Annotated in this window: 18 protein-coding genes; 2 read left to right on the forward strand and 16 right to left on the reverse strand. The window is 50.8% G+C overall.

Going from position 1 to position 22,154, the window contains the following annotated elements; translation table 11 throughout:
* Positions 1-66: 66 nt before the first annotated feature.
* Positions 67-981, reverse strand: coding sequence for a DMT family transporter (locus P6M73_RS11995; RefSeq protein ID WP_277853286.1), 915 nt, complete (start codon positions 979-981; stop codon positions 67-69).
* 676 nt (positions 982-1,657) lie between these two features.
* On the opposite strand from P6M73_RS11995, the gene P6M73_RS12000 reads away from it, so the two are divergent.
* Positions 1,658-2,848 carry an SH3 domain-containing protein gene (locus tag P6M73_RS12000; RefSeq protein ID WP_277853287.1) on the forward strand — a complete coding sequence of 397 codons (1,191 nt, stop codon included), beginning with the start codon at positions 1,658-1,660 and terminating at the stop codon, positions 2,846-2,848.
* Positions 2,849-2,926: 78 nt separating this feature from the next.
* On the opposite strand, the gene P6M73_RS12005 is transcribed toward P6M73_RS12000, so the two are convergent.
* The 14 genes from P6M73_RS12005 to P6M73_RS12070 form a co-directional block, all read right to left on the reverse strand.
* Positions 2,927-3,574 (reverse strand): V-type ATP synthase subunit D, encoded by a 648-nt coding sequence (locus P6M73_RS12005; protein ID WP_277853288.1) that lies wholly within the window; start codon positions 3,572-3,574, stop codon positions 2,927-2,929.
* A 2-nt stretch (positions 3,575-3,576) separates the two neighbouring features.
* A complete protein-coding gene (locus tag P6M73_RS12010) occupies positions 3,577-4,968 on the reverse strand; it encodes a V-type ATP synthase subunit B (protein WP_277853289.1) in 1,392 nt (463 codons plus the stop codon).
* A complete protein-coding gene (locus P6M73_RS12015; protein ID WP_277853290.1) occupies positions 4,961-6,733 on the reverse strand; it encodes a V-type ATP synthase subunit A in 1,773 nt (590 codons plus the stop codon). The genes P6M73_RS12010 and P6M73_RS12015 overlap by 8 nt, the downstream gene beginning before the upstream one ends.
* A 14-nt stretch (positions 6,734-6,747) precedes the next feature.
* A complete protein-coding gene (locus P6M73_RS12020) occupies positions 6,748-7,056 on the reverse strand; it encodes a V-type ATP synthase subunit F (protein WP_277853291.1) in 309 nt (102 codons plus the stop codon).
* Positions 7,049-8,044 (reverse strand): V-type ATP synthase subunit C, encoded by a 996-nt coding sequence (locus P6M73_RS12025; protein ID WP_277855771.1) that lies wholly within the window; start codon positions 8,042-8,044, stop codon positions 7,049-7,051. Before P6M73_RS12025 ends, P6M73_RS12020 begins: the two co-directional genes overlap by 8 nt.
* A gap of 21 nt (positions 8,045-8,065) precedes the next feature.
* Positions 8,066-8,620, reverse strand: coding sequence for a V-type ATP synthase subunit E (locus P6M73_RS12030; RefSeq protein WP_277853292.1), 555 nt, complete (start codon positions 8,618-8,620; stop codon positions 8,066-8,068).
* Between the two features lie 12 nt (positions 8,621-8,632).
* Complete coding sequence (locus tag P6M73_RS12035; protein WP_277853293.1) at positions 8,633-9,106, reverse strand: V-type ATP synthase subunit K; 474 nt, start codon at positions 9,104-9,106, stop codon at positions 8,633-8,635.
* 136 nt (positions 9,107-9,242) lie between these two features.
* Positions 9,243-11,213: a V-type ATP synthase subunit I gene (locus tag P6M73_RS12040; protein WP_277853294.1), complete on the reverse strand. Its 1,971-nt coding sequence runs from the start codon at positions 11,211-11,213 to the stop codon at positions 9,243-9,245.
* Positions 11,200-11,526, reverse strand: coding sequence for a hypothetical protein (locus P6M73_RS12045; protein ID WP_277853295.1), 327 nt, complete (start codon positions 11,524-11,526; stop codon positions 11,200-11,202). Before P6M73_RS12045 ends, P6M73_RS12040 begins: the two co-directional genes overlap by 14 nt.
* Before the next feature lie 95 nt (positions 11,527-11,621).
* Entirely contained in the window at positions 11,622-13,361 is a 1,740-nt protein-coding gene (locus tag P6M73_RS12050; protein WP_277853296.1) for a B12-binding domain-containing radical SAM protein, read from the reverse strand.
* 477 nt (positions 13,362-13,838) lie between these two features.
* Positions 13,839-14,657: a zinc dependent phospholipase C family protein gene (locus tag P6M73_RS12055; RefSeq protein WP_277853297.1), complete on the reverse strand. Its 819-nt coding sequence runs from the start codon at positions 14,655-14,657 to the stop codon at positions 13,839-13,841.
* Positions 14,658-14,811: 154 nt separating this feature from the next.
* On the reverse strand, positions 14,812-16,410 hold the full coding sequence (locus P6M73_RS12060) for a putative polysaccharide biosynthesis protein (protein ID WP_277853298.1): 1,599 nt from the start codon (positions 16,408-16,410) through the stop codon (positions 14,812-14,814).
* 9 nt (positions 16,411-16,419) lie between these two features.
* Positions 16,420-17,382 carry an RluA family pseudouridine synthase gene (locus tag P6M73_RS12065; RefSeq protein ID WP_277853299.1) on the reverse strand — a complete coding sequence of 321 codons (963 nt, stop codon included), beginning with the start codon at positions 17,380-17,382 and terminating at the stop codon, positions 16,420-16,422.
* Between the two features lie 376 nt (positions 17,383-17,758).
* A complete protein-coding gene (locus P6M73_RS12070) occupies positions 17,759-19,609 on the reverse strand; it encodes an ATP-dependent helicase (protein ID WP_277853300.1) in 1,851 nt (616 codons plus the stop codon).
* Positions 19,610-19,757: 148 nt separating this feature from the next.
* Here P6M73_RS12070 and P6M73_RS12075 point away from each other — a divergent pair, with 148 nt between their 5' ends.
* The gene (locus P6M73_RS12075; protein WP_277853301.1) at positions 19,758-21,248 is read left to right on the forward strand and encodes a nicotinate phosphoribosyltransferase; all 1,491 of its coding nucleotides are present in this window, start codon (positions 19,758-19,760) and stop codon (positions 21,246-21,248) included.
* A 601-nt stretch (positions 21,249-21,849) separates the two neighbouring features.
* Here the strand turns inward: P6M73_RS12075 and P6M73_RS12080 are convergent.
* Positions 21,850-22,044 (reverse strand): hypothetical protein, encoded by a 195-nt coding sequence (locus tag P6M73_RS12080; RefSeq protein WP_277853302.1) that lies wholly within the window; start codon positions 22,042-22,044, stop codon positions 21,850-21,852.
* Positions 22,045-22,154 lie beyond the last annotated feature (110 nt).

Consider the following 22,154-nt stretch of genomic DNA (forward strand, 5'->3'; position numbering starts at 1 on the left):
TTCGAACTGTTCTTCAAACTCAACAAAAATATCGGTTTCCTCCTGATTCAAAGAATCCACAGGACATTATATATTCTGACTCGCGGCATTGCCTGGATCTGGTTTTCGTCGGTCGAGAAGCTCAAACAGCAGGGTTGCACCCAGGATGAGTACTGCACCGACAACCATTTCTTCCGTGAGCTGTTCGTTCAGAACAAAGCGGGACAAAAGGATGGCGACCATCGGGTCCAGATAACTGTAGATCGCAACGGTCTGTGCCGATAATAACTTCATGGATCCAAAGTACAGGACATAAGCAATCCCCGTATGAAGGATCCCTACCGTCAACAGGAATCCAGTCTCACTCAAGGTGAGCCGGTGACCGGTCATGGGACCGGCAGCCAAAGTATAAGGCAGTAAAATCAGAGCTGCCACGGTCAGTTGAACCAGGGTCCGGTCATAGGCTGATATATCAATCAGTTTCTGATTCAGCAGAATCACGGTTGCATAGAACACTGCCGCCCCCAGGCCCAGTAGAATCCCCTGGAAATCGGCCGTCCCTCCGCTTCTTTGCCGCATCACGCCAGAGACTAAAATCATTCCGCACAAAGTCAGACCCACACAGATCAGTTTGCTCAGTGTCAGTCGTTCGCCCAGCACCAGGCTGGACAGTAGAATCACAAACACCGGAGCCATATAGTAACTGAGCGTAGCAGCCGCTACTGTCGTATAGCGATATGATTCAAACAGCAGAATCCAGTTGATGCCGATGGCAGCCCCCGAAAGGAGTAATATCCAGCGGTTTCGCCTGATATGCTTCCAGGACACATTTCGCCCGGTCACTTTCAGAAAAATCAGCAAAAACACTGAGCCGGTCAGTCCTCGCACCAGGGCGATGAGACTCGATGGGAGCGGGATCTGCCGCACATACAGTCCAATGGTACCAAATAATATCATTGCCAGGGTTAGCTGGCTTCTGGGATGTTCCTTTGTCGAATTCATGTTGATCTCCTTTTCGGCAGCTCTGATCATTCTGACAGCTCTAATGGGTCTGACAACTCAGATCGTTCTGAGGACTCTGATCGCGTTGATGGCTTGATCGCTCTGATCGCTCTGATGGCTTTGATGGCCTTGATAACGTCGCAACCTGAATTGTAGTTTTCAGTCAGCAGTTTCTTTCCAAGTTCCTCCTGAGACAAAAGGAGTAATGGAGTAAAATGAACTTTGTCATCTAAGGTCATCTAAGTTCATCTATTCTGATTATACAGCAGTTATAGTGATAAATATAAATTATACAGGCGATAAAAGAAGCTGCGGGTGGCATTCCTGCAATGGTTTTATCTCGGGTTTCAGCCCAGTTTCCCCATAGCGGATTGTTCTTTTCCTGATCCTGTCCGGATGATGAGATCCTGGTTTCCTCACAGGTTCAATTTTCGTAGTCTCTAATCTTTTGGATATGGAGGGATCACGGTTGACCTGGAGAATGCGATCTGGCGTTTATCTCCTTTGCGCATTGTGAGGAAAATCCTTGATTTGATTCGTTTTTATTCATTCGTTCATTGGAAATCCGTTCTTATCCGGCAAGAAAAGTTATTTGAACTATAAATTCTTTTCAACAGTGATGTTTGTACAACAATTTTTGTTATAATTAATTGAATAAACAGCGACGGAGGCAATCATGAAACAAAGGATACGACCAGAGAAACCAATGAGTCAGTTCGATGGAACGGCCGTTCCTGCGAATAGACGGAACTTCATGCGTATGATGGCGGGTTCGGCATTGATTCTTTTCATGCCCCTTGTCCTGACGAGCTGTCTGCAGCTGTCCTCGCCAAAAATTACCCAGACTCTTACGGTTCCACAAACAATGGCGCTGCCCGTAACCAAGCCGGTCCAGACCACTCCGGCAACAACACCGGCCGCTCCTTCCACCAGCCTGGTAGGAATTGTAGTCAATGGGGATCAGGTGAATGTACGCAGTCAGGCAACCACTCAGAGCGACACCGTTGGTACAGTCAGCGCCGGGCAGGAGGTTCCAGTCCTGGATGAATTCTACAATGACTCCTGGCACCGGATTGATTACGAAGGTAAATCCGCCTTCATCCACAAGGATTTTCTGACCGTCCGGAAAGTTACGGTTGAGAACCCGGCCACACCGGAGCCTTCGCCGATCTATGTCGGTATCGTCACCGGAGAGCGGGTGAATATCAGGAAACAGGCCAGCGCCAATGGTGAACTGGCGGGAACCGCAGAAACCGATCAGGAATTCAAACTCCTGGAACGGGAACCGGACGGCAAATGGTTCAAGATTGAATTTAATGGGAGTCCGGCCTATATTTCCGCCGACTTCCTGCAAGTGAAAGAAGTTCCGGCCGAACAACCGTCTGTCCCCCCTGTGGATCAGACAATCTATGGTATTGTTACGGGTGATTCGATCAACATCCGTCAGGAACCATCCCTGACAGCTCCCATTGCCGGTTCTGCCAAAAAGAATGACCGCCTTGTGGTTCTGGAACAGAACATTGATGACGCCTGGCATAAAGTTGAGTTTAATGACGGAGAAGCCTACGTTTACGCGCAATATCTGACCATTGAAGAACCGGTCACTCCGCCCAGCATTCCCGAACCTTCATCGCCCCAGCCCCCCACCGGGCCGGAACCGGCTCCCAAGAATACGGGCCTGATCATCAATGCTGCCAAAGTCAATGTACGGTTTGAGCCCTCGATCAGTGCCATGGTCCTGGGTCAGCTCAACCAGAGTGACCAGGTAACAATCGTGAAAGCATACTTTAATGAGAACTGGCACCAAATTGAGTTTGATGGCAAAACGGCTTATATCCATTCCTACTACGTTGAACTGGGCAATTAATCAAACATGAAAACAGGCCAATAAAAGCAAAAACAGAAGCAGAGTGATTTTGTCACTCTGCTTCTGTCTTGGAATCCTTTATTGTCCCGCGGCTTCCTTGGCTTCCATCATGGCTTTGACTTTCATCAGCCGGGTAATGGAGGCCCGTTCGTTTTCATCCAGTTTCATCCGAATGAAGCGAATGGTTTCCTGAAGATCAGGGATTGTCATATATTCCAGGGCGTTTACCCGACGTCGGGTTCGTTCGATTTCATCCGCCATGAGCATGCAGGCTTTTTCGACTTCAGCCAGCTTCAGCAGCTGCGGCATGATGTCATGAAGCGTTTCGATGGCATCATCCAGATCCGCCGAGGTGTCATTGAATCCGTAAGGGTGAATGGATCCCCCTTCCGAATCCCGGATGAATTTCATCTCAGGTACATTAACGGACATGATGTTGCGCTTAGTTATCTCCAGAGAAATTTTCTCCGTGGGATACATCAGCGCTTCCTCCAGGGTCTGGTCACTCATCATGGCGCGGGCCAGAAGAAAATCCTTGAATCCGGCTTCCAGCTGCTTTTCGACAGAAACTCTGAGCTTCTGGTTTTTCCGAACCATTTCAATGAATTTCCGCATCAGCTCATCCTGCTTGTCCTTGAGTAGCTTATGTCCGCGGACAGCGGTCTTGAGCCGGGCCTTGAGCTTGGTGAGCTCCATTCTGGTCGGATTGACATTGAGCTTCGCCATGGTTAGTCAGCTCCTTTGATGTCCTCGTTCTCGAGATATTTTTCCAGATACTCATCGCGAATACGCTTGAGTTCAGTTTTCGGCAGAAGCCGGAGAAGTTCCCAGCCCAGATTGAGGGTTTCCTCAATGGTCCGGTTGCGCTCGTAGCCCTGGGAAACATAGCGGGCTTCGAACTGTTCGGCAAAGCGGGCAAAGGCCTTGTCGGTATCGGACAGTGCGGATTCACCCAGAATAACGGCCAGTTCCTTGGCTTCCTTACCGGTGGCATAGGCTGCAAACAACTGGTTCATCGTATCTGCGTGATCTTCCCGGGTTTTACCCCGGCCAATTCCCTTGTCCTTCAGACGGGACAGGGACGGCAGTACGTCGATGGGTGGTTCCAGGCCTCTTTTGTACAGTTCACGGGAAAGGATGATCTGTCCTTCCGTGATATAGCCGGTCAGGTCAGGAATCGGATGGGTCTTGTCATCTTCCGGCATGGACAGGATCGGAATCTGGGTAATGGAACCCTTACGTCCCTTGATTCGGCCAGCCCGCTCGTAGATTGTGGAAAGGTCGGTATAGAGGTATCCGGGGTAGCCGCGGCGTCCGGGAACTTCCTTACGGGCTGCCGAGGTTTCACGCAGAGCCTCACAGTAGTTGGTCATATCCGTCATGATGACGAGAACCTGCATGTCTTTTTCATAAGCCAGATACTCAGCGCAGGTCAGAGCCATACGCGGGGTGGAAATACGCTCAATGGCGGGGTCATCGGCCAGATTCATGAACAGGACGGCCCGGTCGATGGATCCGGTGCGCGTAAAGTCATCAATGAAGAACTGTGCCTCTTCAAAGGTAATACCCATGGCGGCAAAGACAACGGCGAACTTCTCACCGGAGCCCAGCACGCGGGCCTGCCGGGCAATCTGCGCGGCCAGGTCGGCATGGGGCAGACCGGAACCGGAGAAGATCGGCAGCTTCTGTCCGCGGACCAGGGTATTCAATCCGTCAATGGCTGAGATACCAGTCTGAATAAACTCGGACGGGTAGTCCCGGGCCACCGGGTTAATTGGAATACCATTGATGTCCATCCGCTTTTCCGGGATGATGCGGGGTCCTTTATCCTTGGGGGTTCCCATTCCGTCAAAGACGCGGCCGATCATGTCTTCCGACACGCCCAGCATCAGCGGCTTGCCGAGGAAACGAACCCGGGAGGTAGGCAGGTTGATACCGGCGGAGGATTCAAAGAGCTGAACCATGGCCTTGTCGCCATTGACTTCCAGAACCTTGCCTCGTCTCATTTCACCTGAAACCAGCTCAATTTCAACCAGTTCGTCGTATTTTACGCCTTCGACGCCGTCGACCACCATCAGGGGCCCGACGACTTCGCGTACCGTCATGTATTCTTTAAGCATCGCCTAATCCCCCTTTCTCAATCATGGCATCCATGGCTTTGACCAAATCTTCACGGATCAGGTCGATTTTTTCAATTTCCTCTTCCTTCAGATACTTCGCACGGGAAATCCGGTCGCGAATCGGCATTTTCTCAATTTCCTTGAGATAGATGCCGTTGGCCAGTCCGCGCTTTCCTTCATCGAAGAAGGCCAGAACCAGTTTCAGCATCTTGTTCTGCTTTTCTCTGGAGGAGTACGTGTCCACTTCATGGAACGCGTTCTGCTGCAGATAGTCTTCCCGAATGGACTTGGCAGCTTCGAGCTTGAGCTGATCGGCTTCGGACAGAGTGTCCTTACCAACCAGACGGACAATTTCATTCAGCTGATTCTCATCCTGAAGAAGGGTCATGGCGGTGACACGATTCTTGGCAAAATCCTGGTCAATGTTGGCATTCATCCAGCCATCCACCTTGCTCTGGTAGAGTGAATAGGAGTTCAGCCAGTTGATTGCCGGGAAGTGACGCCGGTAAGCCAGGTTCGCATCCAGGCCCCAGAATACTTTAACGATTCGCAGGGTTGCCTGTGAAACCGGCTCAGAGATATCTCCGCCGGGAGGCGATACGGCACCGATAACGGTCAATGTACCGATCCGATCTTCCGTACCCAGCAGGACAGCCTTGCCGGAACGCTCATAGAATTCAGCGGCACGGGATCCCAGGTAGGCGGGATAGCCTTCATCACCGGGCATTTCTTCCAACCGTCCGGACATTTCACGAAGGGCTTCTGCCCAGCGGGATGTCGAGTCGGCCATGATGGCCACAGAGTAGCCCATGTCGCGGAAATACTCCGCGATGGTGATTCCGGTATAGATGGACGCTTCACGGGCGGCCACCGGCATGTTGGAGGTGTTGGCGATCAGCACGGTCCGCTTCATCAGGGATTCTCCGGTTTTCGGGTCAATCAGTTCCGGGAATTCCATCAGAACGTCGGTCATCTCGTTACCGCGCTCGCCGCAGCCTACATAAACAACGATTTCTGCGTCAGCCCACTTAGCCAGCTGATGCTGTACGACCGTCTTGCCCGAGCCGAACGGTCCGGGAACAGCGGCGGTACCGCCTTTGGCGACCGGGAAGAAGGTATCGATGACACGCTGGCCGGTCAGAAGCGGTTCTTCCGGATTCAGCTTCTGCTTGACCGGACGGCCGCGCCGTACGGGCCATTTCTGCAGCATCATGATTTCTTTTTCGCCGTCTTCGGTATCCAACACGCAGATGACATCGGTCACCGTATGCAGACCACCGTGAATTGCTTTAATCGTGCCGTTCAGATGGGGAGGAACCATAATCTTATGAGAGACGATGGTTGTTTCCTGAACCGAACCCAGGATATCCCCGCCCAGGACCTGATCCCCGACTTGCTTCTCGGGAACAAAGTCCCACTGCTTGTGCCGGTTCAGAGGGGGCAGTTCCACGCCTTTGACCAGAAGGTCACCGGCTTTTTCACGGAACTCAGACAACGGACGCTGAATTCCGTCAAACATGGCTTCGATCAGGCCGGGTCCGAGTTCAACCGACAGAGGCTCGGAGGTCGTATAAACGGGCTCTCCCGGTCCGATGCCGGCGGTTTCTTCATAGACCTGGATCGATGCGCGGTCATTACGCATTTCTATGATTTCGCCGATCAGTTTCTGTTCAGAAACCTGCACGACGTCATACACATTGGCCTCATCCATTCCCTCAGCAACAACCAGGGGACCGGATACTTTGATTATTTTTCCAACTTTCAATCTTGTGCTCTCCTTTAAAGAATATTAGATCCCACGGCTTTCTCAACATTGTCGCTGATGCGCTGTATTCCGATATTTAACGTACCCTGATTGGATGGAATCAGGATGACGGCCGGCGTCAGGATCTTATTGTACCGGTCAATGGTATCAGGAATCCTTGCGGCTGCCTGTTCCGTGATGAAAATGACGCCATATTTATCCCTGGCCAGGGTATCAATGGTCCGGCGGGCCTCTTCGGCTTCCAGTACCGGAAATACGTCCACACCCAGAGCCTTGAAGGCCAGGATGGAGTCCTTATCTCCTACTACTGCCACTTTATACATAAATATCACGCAACCTTTCTCGGATCCTGTCCGGGGGAATGTTGTTGAGCTTGGAAACCATGATGATCCGCAGAAGCTTGTTTTCCCGCTCTTTTGCCACCACATAGGCAAACAGCGGTTCCGGTCCGAAAATGACGCGTTTGGACGGCTTGACGATGCTCATCATTCCGTTTTCCATCTGTCGTTCCATCTCCCCGAGCCGACCTGTGGCCTGGTAAGCATCCAGCCCCTTCTTCAAGGCCGGTCCGATGGGATAATTTCTGAACTTCCGGGCGATGTTGTCAACCGATTCCAGATAACTGTCTTTCAGATCCGAAACCGGAATCGCGCCGCCCTGGGCGAACAGGTCTTCCAGGAACGCAGGTTCCTTGTCCTGTTTCTTTGCCCGCATCAGCGCCAGCAGATTGTACATGTCCGTCTGATAGGAGACATAATCCCGGATCAGGTCGACATCCCTCTTGCCGGATACCAGGCTGTTCAAATGTTCAAAATATTTCCGGTCCACCAGCATGTCGATGCGCTGGGGATCCCGGTTCTTGCCGAAATCCTCCATGGCCAGGCGAACTGCTTCCTGAATATGCGGGCTGTATTCGCCCAGATTTTCGGATTCCACATCGGACCGCAGCTCGTTCGCCGGGATCGTTCCCATGTCCTGCAGCAGGAGGTTTGCTTCCCCTTCCAGCACGCTGGACTTGAGCAGCATCTTCAAATTCTGGTAATCATACTTCAGTGCCAGCAGCGCAATGAGCTCCTGATCCTTTGCCATTCGGTAGATCTCCTGATACACCCGTTCCAGTTCAGTGGTCAGGACGGCTTCGAAATCCTCCGGCTGCTTGTTGGCGCCCATGGATCGACTGTATTCCGTCTCCTGGAGGATCTTCATGACTTCATCCGCCGAAGCGGCATCTGCCATGCGCTCAATTTTCACTGAATCCAGAAGGCGTTTCTCGTACACCCGCATGGTCGCGACAGCTTGGGTATATTCCATTCTGTCCAAGGTGCTCACCCCCTATCCTTCAAAGAGAATTTGTGCTGCCTGAGCCTCCAGATCCTCTTTCATGTAATCCAGAGTCGTTTCAAAGGAGTGATTCTCCATGACGCCGTTTCGATCGATGATGTAGCCAGACAGGTCCTTCATGCCTTCAACCCGGACATTGCCCAGGGCAGCTTTCACTGCATCCTGAAGTCCCTCAGGCACCAGCAGCCTTTCCTGTGGCGCAAACGTGCGGCCGGTCAGGCTGTTCTTGATGAATCCGCTGACTTCATCAGCAGACAGGGTTTTTAACCGTTCCTTTACACTGGCCATGACCTTGTCGATGACCTGACCTTTCGCCCCCAGCTTTTCATCCCGGATGCGAAGGTTGGTACCGGAGATAATCCGTTCCGCCATCAGGTCAGCTTCGTTCTTTGCCCGGACCAGGAAGTGTTCCTTTCTGGCCTGTGATTCTTTCAGAGCCTGGTTGATCCTGGTTTCGGCCTGCACTTTGGCTTCCTGGAGGATTCCCTCCGCTTTGCCTCTGGCATCCTGCAGAATCTGCTCTGTCAATTGCTCTAAGTTTGCCATGTATGCCCCCTGTTAAGCGGCGAACAATAACATGATGGAGGTAATGAAGGATAACAACGCGTAGGTTTCGACCATAACCGCGAAGATAACACCCTTGGTTGATTGTTCTCCGTTTTTGGCGAGGATTCCGATACCGGCGGCAGATGTTTTTCCCTGCTCAATGGCAGACAGCCATCCAACAAAGGCAATCGGAAGTGCGGCTACAAACAGGTACATACCCATCTGCAGATTGGTGACTTCCGGGATCCGCAGAAGAATGAACAGTCCGATAACGAAGCCATACAGTCCCTGGGTACCGGGCAGCAGCTGAAGGATCAGGGCTTTACCGAATTTTTCAGGTTCCTCAGCGATGACACCGGCCGCAGCCTGTCCAACCAGACCAACACCTTTGGCAGAGCCATAGCCTGAGAAAATAACTGCAAAAGCAGCTCCCAGCGCAGCGAACAACATTCCCCCGTTAGCGTTTAAAAAGTCAAAGAATTTCATTGTTTACAAACCTCCAAGTTTGAATGATTTATGAAATATTTTTTTGCTTGAGTTGATCATCCGTCGAAATCCCTGCCGTTCAGGGATTCGGGATCCGGTCCTAAGGCACACCGTTGCCGGGTTTCCAAACGAACCGTTAGTCGTAGCTTTCCACGTCAGAATAATTAATGTACTTGGGATCCCGTTTCAGTTTCTTAAATGCCTTACCTCCTCCGGAATAGAACTTTCCGAAGAATTCAACGTAGATCAGACGCAGGGAATGAACATAAGCGCCCAATGCCGACAGGAAGAGGTTAAAGCCGTGCCCAACCAGGAATATGAGAGCCGCAAACGGCAATAAATACCAGGCACTGCCTATCATTCCGGCGATCATATTAAACGCCATGCCAATGAAGGCGCCGGAGAGGCCAAGGGCCATCAGACGGGAGTAGGACACGAAGTCACCGACCCAGGAAGAGATTCCATACAGCGAATACAGTCCGCCGGCAATTCGTCCACCCCATCCGGCTGCATCACGCGCCGCAAACAGGACAATGCCTGCCATGCCGATTACCATCACCCATAGGGCAACCGTTCCGACGATGGATGGCAATTTGGCCGGACCTGCCAGGAGCAGAAGAATCATTCCGGTTAAGGCCATATACCAGAACACTACATCATAAACCATATCTTTCTTCTTGCCGTCACGAAGCAGCATGTAGGCTTTGATCGCCAGGCCGAAGAACAGATGGACCAGTCCGAAAATGATCGAGATGATGAGCATCAGCTGGAAGTCCTTGTTCGTATCCAAAAGCTTTGGCACCGGGATGTCCAGCGAGAAGTACGAACCGTAGATCACACCCCAGAAGATCGTGGGGATGGACAGGTAGAAGAAGAACTGAACGAAATTCCGCATGCTCTTGCTCAGGTTCAGGTACTTCAAAGCCAGGCTGCTGCCGATCAGCAGAATCAGGCCGTAGCCTGCATCTGCCAGCATCATTCCGAAGAAGAACATGTAGAAAGGAGCCAGCAGCGGGGTTGGGTCAATTTCGTTGTACTGCGGCATGGAGTACATCTGGGTGATGTTGGAGAAAGCACTCGCAAACTTGTTGTTCTTCAGGATGATCGGAACCGTCTCATCCTCCCTGTCCGCTGGTTCAGCGCTCAGGTGATAGCGGTCTTTGACTGCCCGGTGGATTGCTTCCTCGAATTCCTTCGCCTTTTCTGTCGGGATGTAGCCTTCCATGGCATTCATCGTTTCGGTGTTGATGAAATTCTCATTGGCCATGACCCTCAGGCGCTTGTTCTCCAGATACTCATAGGCCATTTCCAGTTTCGGGATATCCTGGCCGTACGCCCGGAGCTCATCCCTGGTTTCGTGCTCTCTGGCTTTGAGTTCGATGATTTCCTTGTTGAGGCGCTGTTTGCGCTTCAGGGGTTCTTCATCGTAATCAAGCTTGTGTTGGGAGAATGCTGCCTGACGCAGGATCTCCGCCACCGCTTCCTCTTCCAGAGGGTGTGTGATGATCAGATAGTAAAAATCAGCTTTTGATTCGCCGACTTTTTCAACATAGGTGTACTTTAGTTTGTTCAGCTCCTGGCGCATGCCTTCTTCCATCTTGCGAGGGATGGCACCCAGCAGCGTCCGGGCTGATCTGACTGCTTCGATGCGCTTGGGTGAAATGTCGAGCTGAGTCCAGCTGGTCACTTCCTCCAGTTCGCTTCTCATCTTGGTTTCCTTCAGTTTCAATTCATCCAACCGGTCGGAGATTTGTCGGACAGCGTCATAGGTCGCTTCCCAGCCGCTGGCTTTTACCGTTGACTCCAACTGGTCGAACCCAATGGTGGGATTTCCCTCCCTGAGCCCTTTGAGTCCCCCTGGCCGCTCGTCGTAATTGAACAGGAGCTTTAAGGCGTATTTGACCTTTTCTACCTGCTCGTTAACTGCAACGACCTTTTCCGGGACTTTTCCGGTTTTTGCTCCCTCCTGCTCCCCATTCGCGTCAGTCTCGACTTCCTCCGGTTTCAGAAAATGAACATAGTTGAATTTCTGAAGTTCCTTGAGGAGGGCGTCCTGCTCCTTGTCGAATGTGAAGAGGCTGAATTTGGTCATGTTAACGATTGCCATTTGACTTCACAATCCTCTCCAGTATGGCAGATGCTGCTTTTTCCACCTGAGCATCCTCGATGCTCAGAATGGCGTTCACGGATGCCTTTCCTTCTTCCAACACACTTTGAACCGAATGTTCCGCGTCCAGTTTTGCTTTGCTCTTGATTTCTTCTGCTAACCGCCGGGCTTCTTCCATGATGTTTGCATCATTGAGCTTCACCTGGGCTTCTGCTTCTTTCAAAAGCTCCCTGGATTTCATCTGGGCTTCTGAAACCAGCCGGCTGGCTTCATCTTCTGCCAGCTTGATCTTTTCAATCGCTTCCCTTGCCAATATCTCACCGCCTTTATCGTTAAAATAGTACAGTTTCACAACACTTGTTTATTTTGAACAAGGAATCTCTCCTTTCTCAAAATCGTAATGCATCTTTATGCAGGAGTGTAATCAGTGCCTGATATATGCCTGACCTCGATCAGGTCAGGATATGCCAGCGAGTAAAAGATTAATGACTCGCCCGCAATGATTTCGCCACTTTGCCAAAAACGTAACACTTTGATTCTAAACCCCTCGACGCTTCCTTTCAACTGGAAGTTGTCTCTATCACTGAATAATATGCGTCCGCGAGAACTGTTATATTTTTGACTTTTCAGCCATTCAGGGAAATTGCCTTTTCGGTTGCCCAGAATGTAGTCAAATCGCAGGAGATCCGCTAATACAGCCGATTGCTCGGGGGTTAAAGTCTCCCTTAAATCATTCAAAGCTCTGTAGTAATCTTCAAATGAAACAGCGCTGATGCGCTTTTGGTATTTCAATAATAATTCAGCTATAATTATGAACAATTCCCACGGTTCATCGAAAATACTTAACAAATATTTCATACAACAGGCAAATTTTCCCGAATTGTAATATTTATCCGTGACCTGTTCAATCAGTTTGATAATTCGAAGATCCTCATAGCTCATCCGGTCTGTTCCCAGTACCTCGTAGGGCGGCCAGGGGCGAAATCGAATGTCATACTGGGATGCGCTGTGCCAGAGCGGAGTTCCCTTCAGTACCTTTAAAAATCCCACCTGAAGCATCTGGGGCCGCATCTTGATGCAGTCATTGAAACTGTTCCGGAACGTCTCCAGTGTATCTCCCGGCAGACCGGCGATGAGATCGGTATGTACGTGGACATTACCTGCCTCAATGATCCTGTTCAGTGCATCTCTGAGCTGAACCGGGTCATCCCGCCGATTGATCAGCCGAAGAACCCAGGGATCGGTGGTCTGAATGCCCGCCTCAATCTGAAACAAACCAGGCGGTGCCTGATTCAGCGTTTGAATCAAACGATCGGATAAGGTGGCCGCTCCTACTTCAAAGTGGAAGGACGTATGTCCTCCCCGCTGGATGGATTCACTCAGCAAAAAGGATAAAATGTCGAAGGCCCAGTCTTCTTTGATATTGAAGGTACGATCCACCAGCTTGACCAGCGGGACCTTTGCATCCATCAGAACGCCCAGTTCCCTCTTGACCATCTCCACGGGCTTATGCCTCAGAGTACGGTCGATGGATGAAAGGCAGTAGGTACAGCCGTACGGACAGCCCCGCTGACCCTCATAGTACACAATGCGGTGTTCCAGGCGTCCCAGATCCTCCTTATCATAGGGGAAGGGCACCTCACTCATGTCGGCCAGTCTGGCCGGCGCCGTGAGACGGATCGATCCATCGTCCAAGCGAAGCATCAGTCCCGGAATCTCCCGCAGCAACTCTGTCAGGAAATGATCTGAATTCTGATGGTGCGAGGCTTCCAAAGCATTCAGAACCTCCGGGAAGATCACTTCCCCTTCGCCGACCATCACTCCGTCAGCCGGAACTTCCTGCAGGAAGTTTTCGGCGTCATATGCTACCTCAGGGCCTCCGCATAGAATCATGGTTTGGGGAAGCACCATTCGAACTGCCTCGCTCAGCTGTCGGACGTATTCGATATTCCAGATATAACAGGAAAAAACCAGTAAATCCGGATGAAATTGAATCAATTCGTTCAGAATCAGATCCACATCGTCATTAATGGTCCTTTCATGGAAAACTACATCCCAGGATGATTGTTCTGCTATTTTATTGAGATAGCGCAATGCCAGGTTCGAATGAATAAACTTTGAATCCAGGGCAGTCAGTAAAACACGCATTTTTTGTCACCTTCAATACTACCATCATAACACATTTTGATATTTCCTTATATCGTAAACGGTATTCCCCTCTATGTTTCAGGGCTGATCTTCTCATTCATTGAGCAATTCATAACGCCTTTGGATAGCATTCCGATGATTGCTGATTTACGCTATTTTTTCTCGTATGTTCAAAAGCAATCAGCTGCAATCAGCTGCAATCAGCTGCAATCAGCTCCAAAACAACACCAATCATCCTGATTACGACCGATTCTCACCTGGTAACTCTTTTTTTACCAACACTTTTTTGAAAAGCCAATGATTATTTAAGCTGGAGCTGTAAGCGAACCGGATCGTCCCGCGGTTGAGCACTTTTACTCAGACTGACACAAAGCTCCCTGCTGCCGTTCAGGATTTTGCCTGATCGGGAAGCAGGGAGCTTTGTGACTGGCAGTCGGCTTACGCAAACTACTGGCAGTGCCAGGAGTAATCTTCCGACTAATCCGGCTCAATCGAGTATTCTTTTTTCAGGTTGCGAACTTCTATCCGCTTGTCGTGTTCCGCTTCTTTCAAAGTGGAAAACCAGGCTTCATAGAAATCCAGCAGCAATCCCGCGGTGGTTCGCTGAGCCAGGGCGATCAGGCGTTCCGCCATGAAACGGAAAGCTTCTTCCTGGTTCGCAATATTTTTCGCTTCTTCATAGATGGCATTGGCCTGTTTCGCGTTTTCGGAGATGTACATTTCAAAACGGGGATACCGAACAATGCCATGCCGGACCGTAAAATCGATGGTATCCCAGGAATGTGCCAGGATCCAGACTTCATAGTCATGATGCGATTCCAGCAGCTTATTGTTGATGTGCTGCGGAACCGTCATATCCTGACTCAAGTGGCAGATCACTCCGGTATAGAACAGCGCCCGGGTCAGATTAGCCCGTCTGGCATAATACATCATTTTGTCCCGGTATTTGGTAGCTTCTGTCAACGCATCTGAAAATCCATACAGACCCTTTTTCATTTCATGGTGATAAAAATGATTGATGCTCTTGAAATCCTGGTCGATCCAGGTCGCGCCTTCATTCAGGAATCGTATGTGATCACGGTAAAAATCGGCTGCCTCATAGTACCCTTCATTTTCCAGGATATGGACCGATTTGATGTTGATATAGCGATGCATCAGACAGGAAGTTTTAAAGGCAAATTTTTTGAAGGGATTGGCCCCCTTCATCACCAGAGTGGCAACCCGGCCAAATGATTTTTCCAGTTTACCCGCTCGATGGCGGTAGGACGAATCAATCTTGCTGACGATATTTTCCATGGTTTTCACTTCCATTTTAGCTTTGGTTAACAGGCCATTGGATGAACCTTGAGTTAATTATACCTTTTCATTAAGAATAATTATCACTTAGGCGAAAATATCACACTTTTGTTACGCTATCTTCATACGGGGAGCGGATCCTGGAGCGATTCGGTTACTCCTGTACCCGAAGGAAGCGCTGAATCGAGCTGGGAACTTTGTTGGCCAGCCCGGGACGGATGGCATTGAGATCAGCTCTGGTGATGCCGCCAAGAAGCAGCAGAGCCACCGAGTAGGCTGCGATGCCAACGCCCATCAGAAGAATCAGCTGAATGCCATTGGCACTTCGACCGGCGACATCCGGGAGAACCTGCTGGAGCAGGATCAGTGCTCCTCCCATAATGAGGGAGGCCAGCAGCGGTCGACGGGCAATCTGCACCTGATTAATGGACAGTTTGAGGTTCTGATGAATCAGATATTCATTCAGACCCAGGGTTACAATCCCCTGCAGATAACTGGAAATGATGGCTCCCTGGCCACGCAGCTCCGGCAGGGCCACCAGGAAGTAGTTGGCGATAATTTTGACCGCAATGCCGATGAGCAGGGGCACCAGGGACTTGCGATGGAGTCCCAAGGCCTGAAGCAGCACCGTCTGCATCAGGGTAATCCCCTGCAGAATGACGACAAAAGATCCCATGGCGATCAGTAGTCCACGGACCGGTTCCCCGTCAAACATCGCAATGTTGGCCGGCCCCGAGACTGCGTACAGCCCGATCGCAGACGGAAAGGCCAGGAGATAATTTATCTTCAGGGCCATCCGGTATTTGCGCCGGACTTCCTCATAGTCCCCGAGGCTTGAGGCTCTGGCAAGGGACGGAAACAAAGAAGTGGTCAATGCGACCAGGATGGTCAGCGGGACCGCAATGATGGTCTTATAGCTGGAGAGAAACGAATAGGTTACATTGGCTCCGGCCACATCCAGGCCCGACACCAGCAGTCGGGTCTTGACATTGACCAGGTCAATGATATGCCCAAACTGGGTGGCCGCCGTACCGATGGCCAAAGGGATGGTATAAGCCATCAGTTCCCGCAGAATTCTGCGTTCAGTTCCGTCCTTGCTTCTGCCTCCGGGTTCTTCCGCAGAGGTACGGCGATACTGCCAGGCAAGATAGGCTGCCGCCACCAGAGCCCCGAACAGCGTTCCGGAAGCCGCGCCGGCTACACCGTACTGAATTCCAAAGCGAATCAGAACAAGAGCCAGAACCAGAGAGACCACCACATTGACGGCCTGTTCCCAGATCTGGCTGACGGCCTTCATGGAAAGCAGTCTCCGTCCCTGGAAATAGCCCCGATATGCACTGGTGGCTGAGGTCACGGCGATTGCCGGCGCCAGGATGCGGAGCGAATTGACACTGGTGGGGGCACCTGAGATTTGAGCCAGGCTGCCGGCCGCCAGAAAGAAGATCACGGACACCACCACTCCCAGAGCCAGCAGGATGGTCCGGGAGATCCGAAATACTTTATGGGCAGCTGCCACATCCTGGCGAGCCATGCGGTCACTCACCATCTTGGCAATGCCCTTGGTGATGCCTTCATTGGTAATGACATAGGCGAAAGCAAAGAATTCATAGGCGGTGGTATAGACCCCATGGGCTTCTGCCTGAATAATGTTCAGCAGCAGCGGGACGTAAATCAATGACATGATTTTCGTCAGAAAGGTGGCCACCGTCAGGATCATAAAACTTTTTGACGTCGATTCCTCTTTGATTCTCATATTAACTAACTAAATTTCCACGCGGAACACGTCGCTCTTGATGTGGCGGAATAAGGGCGGCAGCTTGACGGTAATGACTTTGCCCTGAAGGTAGGACAGAAAATCGTCGGTCTGCAGGAAGGTCACTTTATAGGCATAAAGATACTGAAATTTCAGGGCGTACTTGTTGTCAAAATAGGCGTTGATTTCTTTTGAGCCATATTTGCGGTCACCGACAATGGGATTTCCCATGTGTGACAGATGAGCCCTCAGCTGATGGGAGCGTCCGGTAATCAGGTTCAGTTCGACAAACGAATACAGGCCGTTGGACTCCATTGTCCTGGTTTCCATGACGATGGGCAGACGGTCTGTTCCCGCTTCCTCATAGATTCTGGAGACATTGCGGTCAGCGTCCTTGGAGATGAAAGCCTCCTTACGGCCGTCCGGAATCCGTCCTTTGACGATGGCCACATAGTCCTTGCGCAGTCCGCCGTCTTTCAGAATGGCCGCCAGGCTCCGCGTCGCCTGAGCATTTTTCCCGAAAATCACAATGCCTGATGTATTCCGATCCAGCCGGTTGACCGGAGAGGGGGAATACGTTGTTTCCACAGCCGGATCCCAGGCTCCCTTTTCTGCCAGATAGCTCAGGACATGATCCGTCAGACTGGGTTGTTCTGACCCATCCGGATGAACCACCACGCCCGGCCATTTTTCGACCATCAGGATGTTCTGGTCTTCAAAAACCACCTTGAAATCTACATTGGCATCCATGAACGTCTTCTTTTCCACCGCCTTACGGGATTCCAGGTAGCGAATCTCGAGTTCATCGCCCTCCGAGAGCCGATCCTTGTCTTTGGCCTTTGCCCCGTTCAGCCTCACATCGCCCTTGCGCAGGGCTTTGTGGATCGCCGAAAGCGGAACATCCCGCATCAGTTTCTTAACGTATTTTTCAACACTCTGTCCGGCCTCATTCGGCCCAATTTTAATGATCATATTGCTTTCCTTTATGGGATTCCGGGGACTCAGCTGAGTTGCCGGGATCCATGACTTTTATTATTGTTTCAATTGATTCCGCATCACTTGATTATAACAGAAATCCTCAGGGAAGGCGTAACAATTGAGTACCAGCGTCGCATCCGCTTCCATCCTTACTCACTCTTGGTGAAACACATCAGCCCTGGATCGATCTCGCCTTTCAGAGCCGGGATCTTTCATCAGACTCCGTTCACGAACCTGAATCCTTCCGGCTGAAACACGCCCTTTGAACGGCCTGGTCTATTCCTCAGTTGCGCATCAGGCGGTTAATCTTCCCTGATCCAGTTAATCTTATGATTCAGGCCCTATGCTGAGACTATTCATCTTGAAATCTTCACAACCGGATTTTCTGCTTGATCATACGAATGATTCCCCCGACCTGATTCTTTGCAGTGACGGGGCTCTCATCCTCAATTGGCAGACCCAGTTCCTTCAGAAAACGTGATGGCTCGACAGCCCGGCCCTGACGGGAGGCCGGTACCAGAATTGTCAGATCATGCATGGCCCGGGTGATGGCGACATAAAACAGCCGTCGTTCCGCTTCGAGATCATCCATTGATTTTTCATGGGGGATGCTGCCTTCCACTGCGTTCACCAGCAGTACCTCATCAAATTCCATCCCCTTCACCCCATGCATGGTGGAAAGCAGAATCCGTTCACCGGCTCCCTTTTCACTCATGATTCCATCCCACGTCCGGATAAATTCGAGAAAATCCGGCACCGAACCAAAGCATGCTGCTTCCGCGGCGAAGTCCTCCGCTTCGCGAATCAGATCCTGCAGGATGGCACCGGTCCCCTGAGCCATACGCCGGATCCATTGGCTGTAACCCATGACATACAGAATATAGCGAATAGCCGTCCCAGGCTCCATGGTTCGAAGTTTTCGAAATCCCTTGAACAGGCGATCCAGTCCCTGCCGCTGGTCAGGTGTGAGGTCAAAGATCTGATCATTGAGCAAATCTTGTTCGGACCATCGCTCACTGTTGACGCAGCGCGTAATCACTTCAGGAGACAGGTGCAGGGGCAGGGTTGCCAGAAGTCGGAAAAACATAACCTTACAGGATATCGCATTTTGTGAATAGGTCAGGAAATCAATCAGATTCCGCAGGAGCCGCCGATCATAGCGATTGGGCGGATGATCCTGACAGCTGAACCGAAGCTTCTCGCGGAGCAGCTGATGGGCTGTCTCCTCCAGCTCCGAGTTTGTCCGAAAGATCAGAGCCGCCGTTCGTCTGGACCCGAGCTTGTATAAATGCGAAATTAAAAACCGGGTGGATGCGCTGTCGCTGGAAAAGGATCGGATTCGGATGCTTGATTCATCCTGTCGAAAATTATCGATGACCTTGGGATAACGTGCTTGATTGCAGGCGATCACCTGATTGGCATGGCGCACAATCGTCGCGCTGGATCGGTAATTGTACTGCAGGTATAGAATTTGCCCGCCATCGAACTCCCGGGCGAAATTCACCATAGCAGCGGTATCCGATCCCCGGAAGGCGTAAATGCATTGATCCTCGTCCCCTACACAAAACAGATGACAGTCCTTTGACAGGATTTTCAAAATCCTCAGCTGCACCCGGTTCAGATCCTGAAACTCATCCACCATGATCCAGTCGTAGCGGTGCTGCATTGTAATGCGATACATTTCATCTTCGAGCATTTCTAAAAATTCCTCTTCCAGGTCATCAAAGTCACGTAATTTCCGTTCTGCCTTATAATTGCCGTAAGCCTCCCGCACCTGCTGTCGGAATCGTTCCGGAATCGACGGATCAAAGTGCCCCGTGGCCCGCTCCCGTGAAATGTCAGACAGGCAGTCGGTGCTTTCCTGGAGCGACAGAAAATACTGCCTTCGAACCTGATGGAGTGAAAAGATCGCCTGAGCCGGACTGATCAGCTCGATCCCCCCTTTTCGACTTCGAATCTCGCGATAGGCCAGAGCATGGATCGTCCCGAAGGCAGGTCCCCCAGCCTTGCGCTGCCGATGGTACCGATCTTTCATATTTTCACTCGCCGAGCGGGAGAACGTGAGCACAAGAATCCTGTCTGGCTCGACCTGACACTCCTCCACCAGATATTCAATTTTCGCCAATAAAACCGTTGTCTTGCCCGAACCGGGAGGTGCCACCAGCAGCACTTTATCTCCCCGATCGAGCCTCGCCTGTTCCTGAAATTGATCCAGCTGCATTGTTTCTTCTCCCCTCCCGATTGGACAGCAAGGTCACCGCTTTTCCTGGCTCAACGAGGATAAAACCATGTCGCTTTGCCTTGATGCCTTAATTGAGCTATATTATTCTTAATCAGTAAAAATTCATTCAATAACTGGAAGGGACACTATGAGAAAGAAACCTGCCTTTAATGTGCGTGATCCGAGAAATCTGACCATGCTGACAGACTTTTATGAACTGACCATGGGAAACGGCTATCTGGACAATGGAATGGAAGATAAGGTTGCATATTTTGATATGTATTTCCGACGCATTCCGGATGAGGGCGGCTATGTCATCATGGCTGGAGTGCATCAGCTGCTGGAGTATATTTCCGAACTAGGCTTCTCCACCCACGATATTGAATACCTGGAGAGCTTAAACCACTTTAAGCCCGAATTTATCGACTTCTTGAGAAACTTCAAATTCACCTGTGACATCTACGCAATCCCGGAAGGCACCCCTGTATTTCCCAATGAACCGCTTATCACCGTCCGGGGACCGATCCTGGAAGCACAGCTGCTGGAAACCATGATCCTCTTGACCATCAACCATCAGACACTGATCGCCACCAAATCAAGCCGAATCGTTCGCGCTGCTGATGGCCGGGCAATTCTGGAATTCGGATCCCGCCGGGCGCAGGGCTATGATGGAGCCACTTACGGTGCCCGGGCAGCCGTCATCGCAGGATGTGTCGGAACCTCCAACACCATGGCAGGTATGATGTTTGACGTTCCGGTCCTTGGCACAATGGCTCATTCCTGGGTTCAGATGTATGACACGGAATATGATGCCTTCGCGGCCTACGCCAAAACCTATCCCGATTCCTGCACGTTGCTGGTGGATACATACAATACCTTGAAGTCCGGAATTCCCAACGCGATTCGTGTTTTCAATGAAATCATAGTGCCCCAGGGCTTCCGTCCCAAAGGAATCCGGATCGATTCCGGAGATATCACCTACCTATCCAATGAAGCCCGGCGGATGCTGGATGAAGCGGGATATGAAGACTGCAAAATCCTCGTGTCCAACTCTCTGGATGAATTCATTATTCGGGACGTCCTCTCTCAAGGGGCGAAAATTGACTCCTTCGGTGTCGGTGAACGTCTCATTACCGCACGGTCGGAGCCTGTATTCGGCGGAGTGTACAAACTGGTGGCAGTTGATGATAAAGCAGGCCATCCGATTCCAAAAATCAAGCTGTCTGAAAATGAGGAAAAGATTACCACTCCCGGCTTCAAGAAAATTTACCGCCTCTTTGCCCGCAAGGACGATCGGGCCATCGCCGATGTCATCTGCCACAGCGATGAGATCATCGATGAATCCCAGCCCTATACCATTTTTGATCCAATTTTCACCTGGAAAAAGAAAACCCTGCGCAATTTTTATGCCAAAGAATTGCAGGTGCCCATCTTTCTGAACGGAAAACAGGTCTACCAAAGTCCGACAGTTCAGGAAATCGCCGCCTATTCCAAACAGGAACTTGATAAATTCTGGGATGAAATCAAGCGCTTCGAAAATCCACATGGATATTATGTTGACCTGTCACAAAGACTCTGGCAGACCAAACAGGATCTGCTCAACTCCCTGACTGATCAGTTTGCCGAAATAGAAGATTAAACAACAGCCAGATGAGCCGATTAGCCAGTCTATCTCCTGCCGACAATCTCTTACCCGAAACACTGCCAGCGAGGCTCCGTCAATGGATGGAGCCTCGCTTTCCTTCCTCCTGCAGTCAGTTTTCTCTTGGACTCTACGAATCTCCAGCTCTCAGGCTATCTGGCTCTCCATCCCTCTGGCTCTCTGAAGCTCTCTCTCGCTGGGCTCTGGGCTCTGGGCTCTGGGCTCTGGGCTCTGAGCTCTGAGCTCTGGGCTCTGACAAGATGATCCTGGTGATGTGCTTGAACGGGTAGTGGTTGAGATAATTATTTTAAGTCATGCGAAAGAACTTTGTGGCCAGTTGAAAAACTAACTTCCAGTTTGCAGAAGTTATTTCCAGATTTTCAGAATCAAACTGATTCTCTCCTGGTCTTGTCTTTTAAAAATGAAGTTCAGAATGAACTTTGTTCACCAAAGCTGTACAATTATGGTGATCGGTACCCATTTCGTTTCATTTTTGGCAATGGCAATCCGAGGGTCAAATTTGTCCGATTTTTTGCAGGAGTAAATTCGACCCCTCGCGCCGTCGATATTTCCCGAAGCGATGGTGCCTCCGGTCAGACTATTTCTTAAGCAGTGTTGGGCGCAACGTGATATCAGCTGGTGGTATCTTCTTTGCACCCAACGCTGTTAGGAGTTCCTCCCCATACAGTGCTGCAAAGACTTCATAAGGCGACTTGTTCCCCAGATCCTTGCGGCTATAGGAATTGATATGACTCATCATCAAGTCAATATCAGCCTGAGTCAGACCATCCATAGACGTTCCTTTGGGGATGATTCGCCGCAAGAACGCATGGTTATTCTCTCCAGGTCCCCTTTGGTAAGGAGCTCTTGGTTTGCAGTAAAACACTCGGGTTCGAGACAACC

The sequence above is a fragment of the Anaerococcoides asporogena genome, assembly GCF_029590275.1.
Taxonomy (GTDB): Bacteria; Bacillota; Clostridia; order Clostridiales; family Clostridiaceae; genus JG1575.

Coding starts and splice junctions, on each gene's coding strand:
- P6M73_RS12005 (WP_277853288.1), bottom strand. CDS start 3,574: ATGGCGAAGCTCAATGTCAATCCGACCAGAATGGAGCTCACCAAGCTC.
- P6M73_RS12080 (WP_277853302.1), bottom strand. CDS start 22,044: ATGGATGGTCTGACTCAGGCTGATATTGACTTGATGATGAGTCATATC.
- P6M73_RS12055 (WP_277853297.1), bottom strand. CDS start 14,657: ATGGAAAATATCGTCAGCAAGATTGATTCGTCCTACCGCCATCGAGCG.
- P6M73_RS12025 (WP_277855771.1), bottom strand. CDS start 8,044: ATGGAATATACCCAAGCTGTCGCGACCATGCGGGTGTACGAGAAACGC.
- P6M73_RS12065 (WP_277853299.1), bottom strand. CDS start 17,382: ATGATCATTAAAATTGGGCCGAATGAGGCCGGACAGAGTGTTGAAAAA.
- P6M73_RS12000 (WP_277853287.1), top strand. CDS start 1,658: ATGAAACAAAGGATACGACCAGAGAAACCAATGAGTCAGTTCGATGGA.
- P6M73_RS12035 (WP_277853293.1), bottom strand. CDS start 9,106: ATGAAATTCTTTGACTTTTTAAACGCTAACGGGGGAATGTTGTTCGCT.
- P6M73_RS12060 (WP_277853298.1), bottom strand. CDS start 16,410: ATGAGAATCAAAGAGGAATCGACGTCAAAAAGTTTTATGATCCTGACG.
- P6M73_RS12050 (WP_277853296.1), bottom strand. CDS start 13,361: ATGCGTGTTTTACTGACTGCCCTGGATTCAAAGTTTATTCATTCGAAC.
- P6M73_RS12075 (WP_277853301.1), top strand. CDS start 19,758: ATGAGAAAGAAACCTGCCTTTAATGTGCGTGATCCGAGAAATCTGACC.
- P6M73_RS12030 (WP_277853292.1), bottom strand. CDS start 8,620: ATGGCAAACTTAGAGCAATTGACAGAGCAGATTCTGCAGGATGCCAGA.
- P6M73_RS12070 (WP_277853300.1), bottom strand. CDS start 19,609: ATGCAGCTGGATCAATTTCAGGAACAGGCGAGGCTCGATCGGGGAGAT.
- P6M73_RS11995 (WP_277853286.1), bottom strand. CDS start 981: ATGAATTCGACAAAGGAACATCCCAGAAGCCAGCTAACCCTGGCAATG.
- P6M73_RS12020 (WP_277853291.1), bottom strand. CDS start 7,056: ATGTATAAAGTGGCAGTAGTAGGAGATAAGGACTCCATCCTGGCCTTC.
- P6M73_RS12010 (WP_277853289.1), bottom strand. CDS start 4,968: ATGCTTAAAGAATACATGACGGTACGCGAAGTCGTCGGGCCCCTGATG.
- P6M73_RS12040 (WP_277853294.1), bottom strand. CDS start 11,213: ATGGCAATCGTTAACATGACCAAATTCAGCCTCTTCACATTCGACAAG.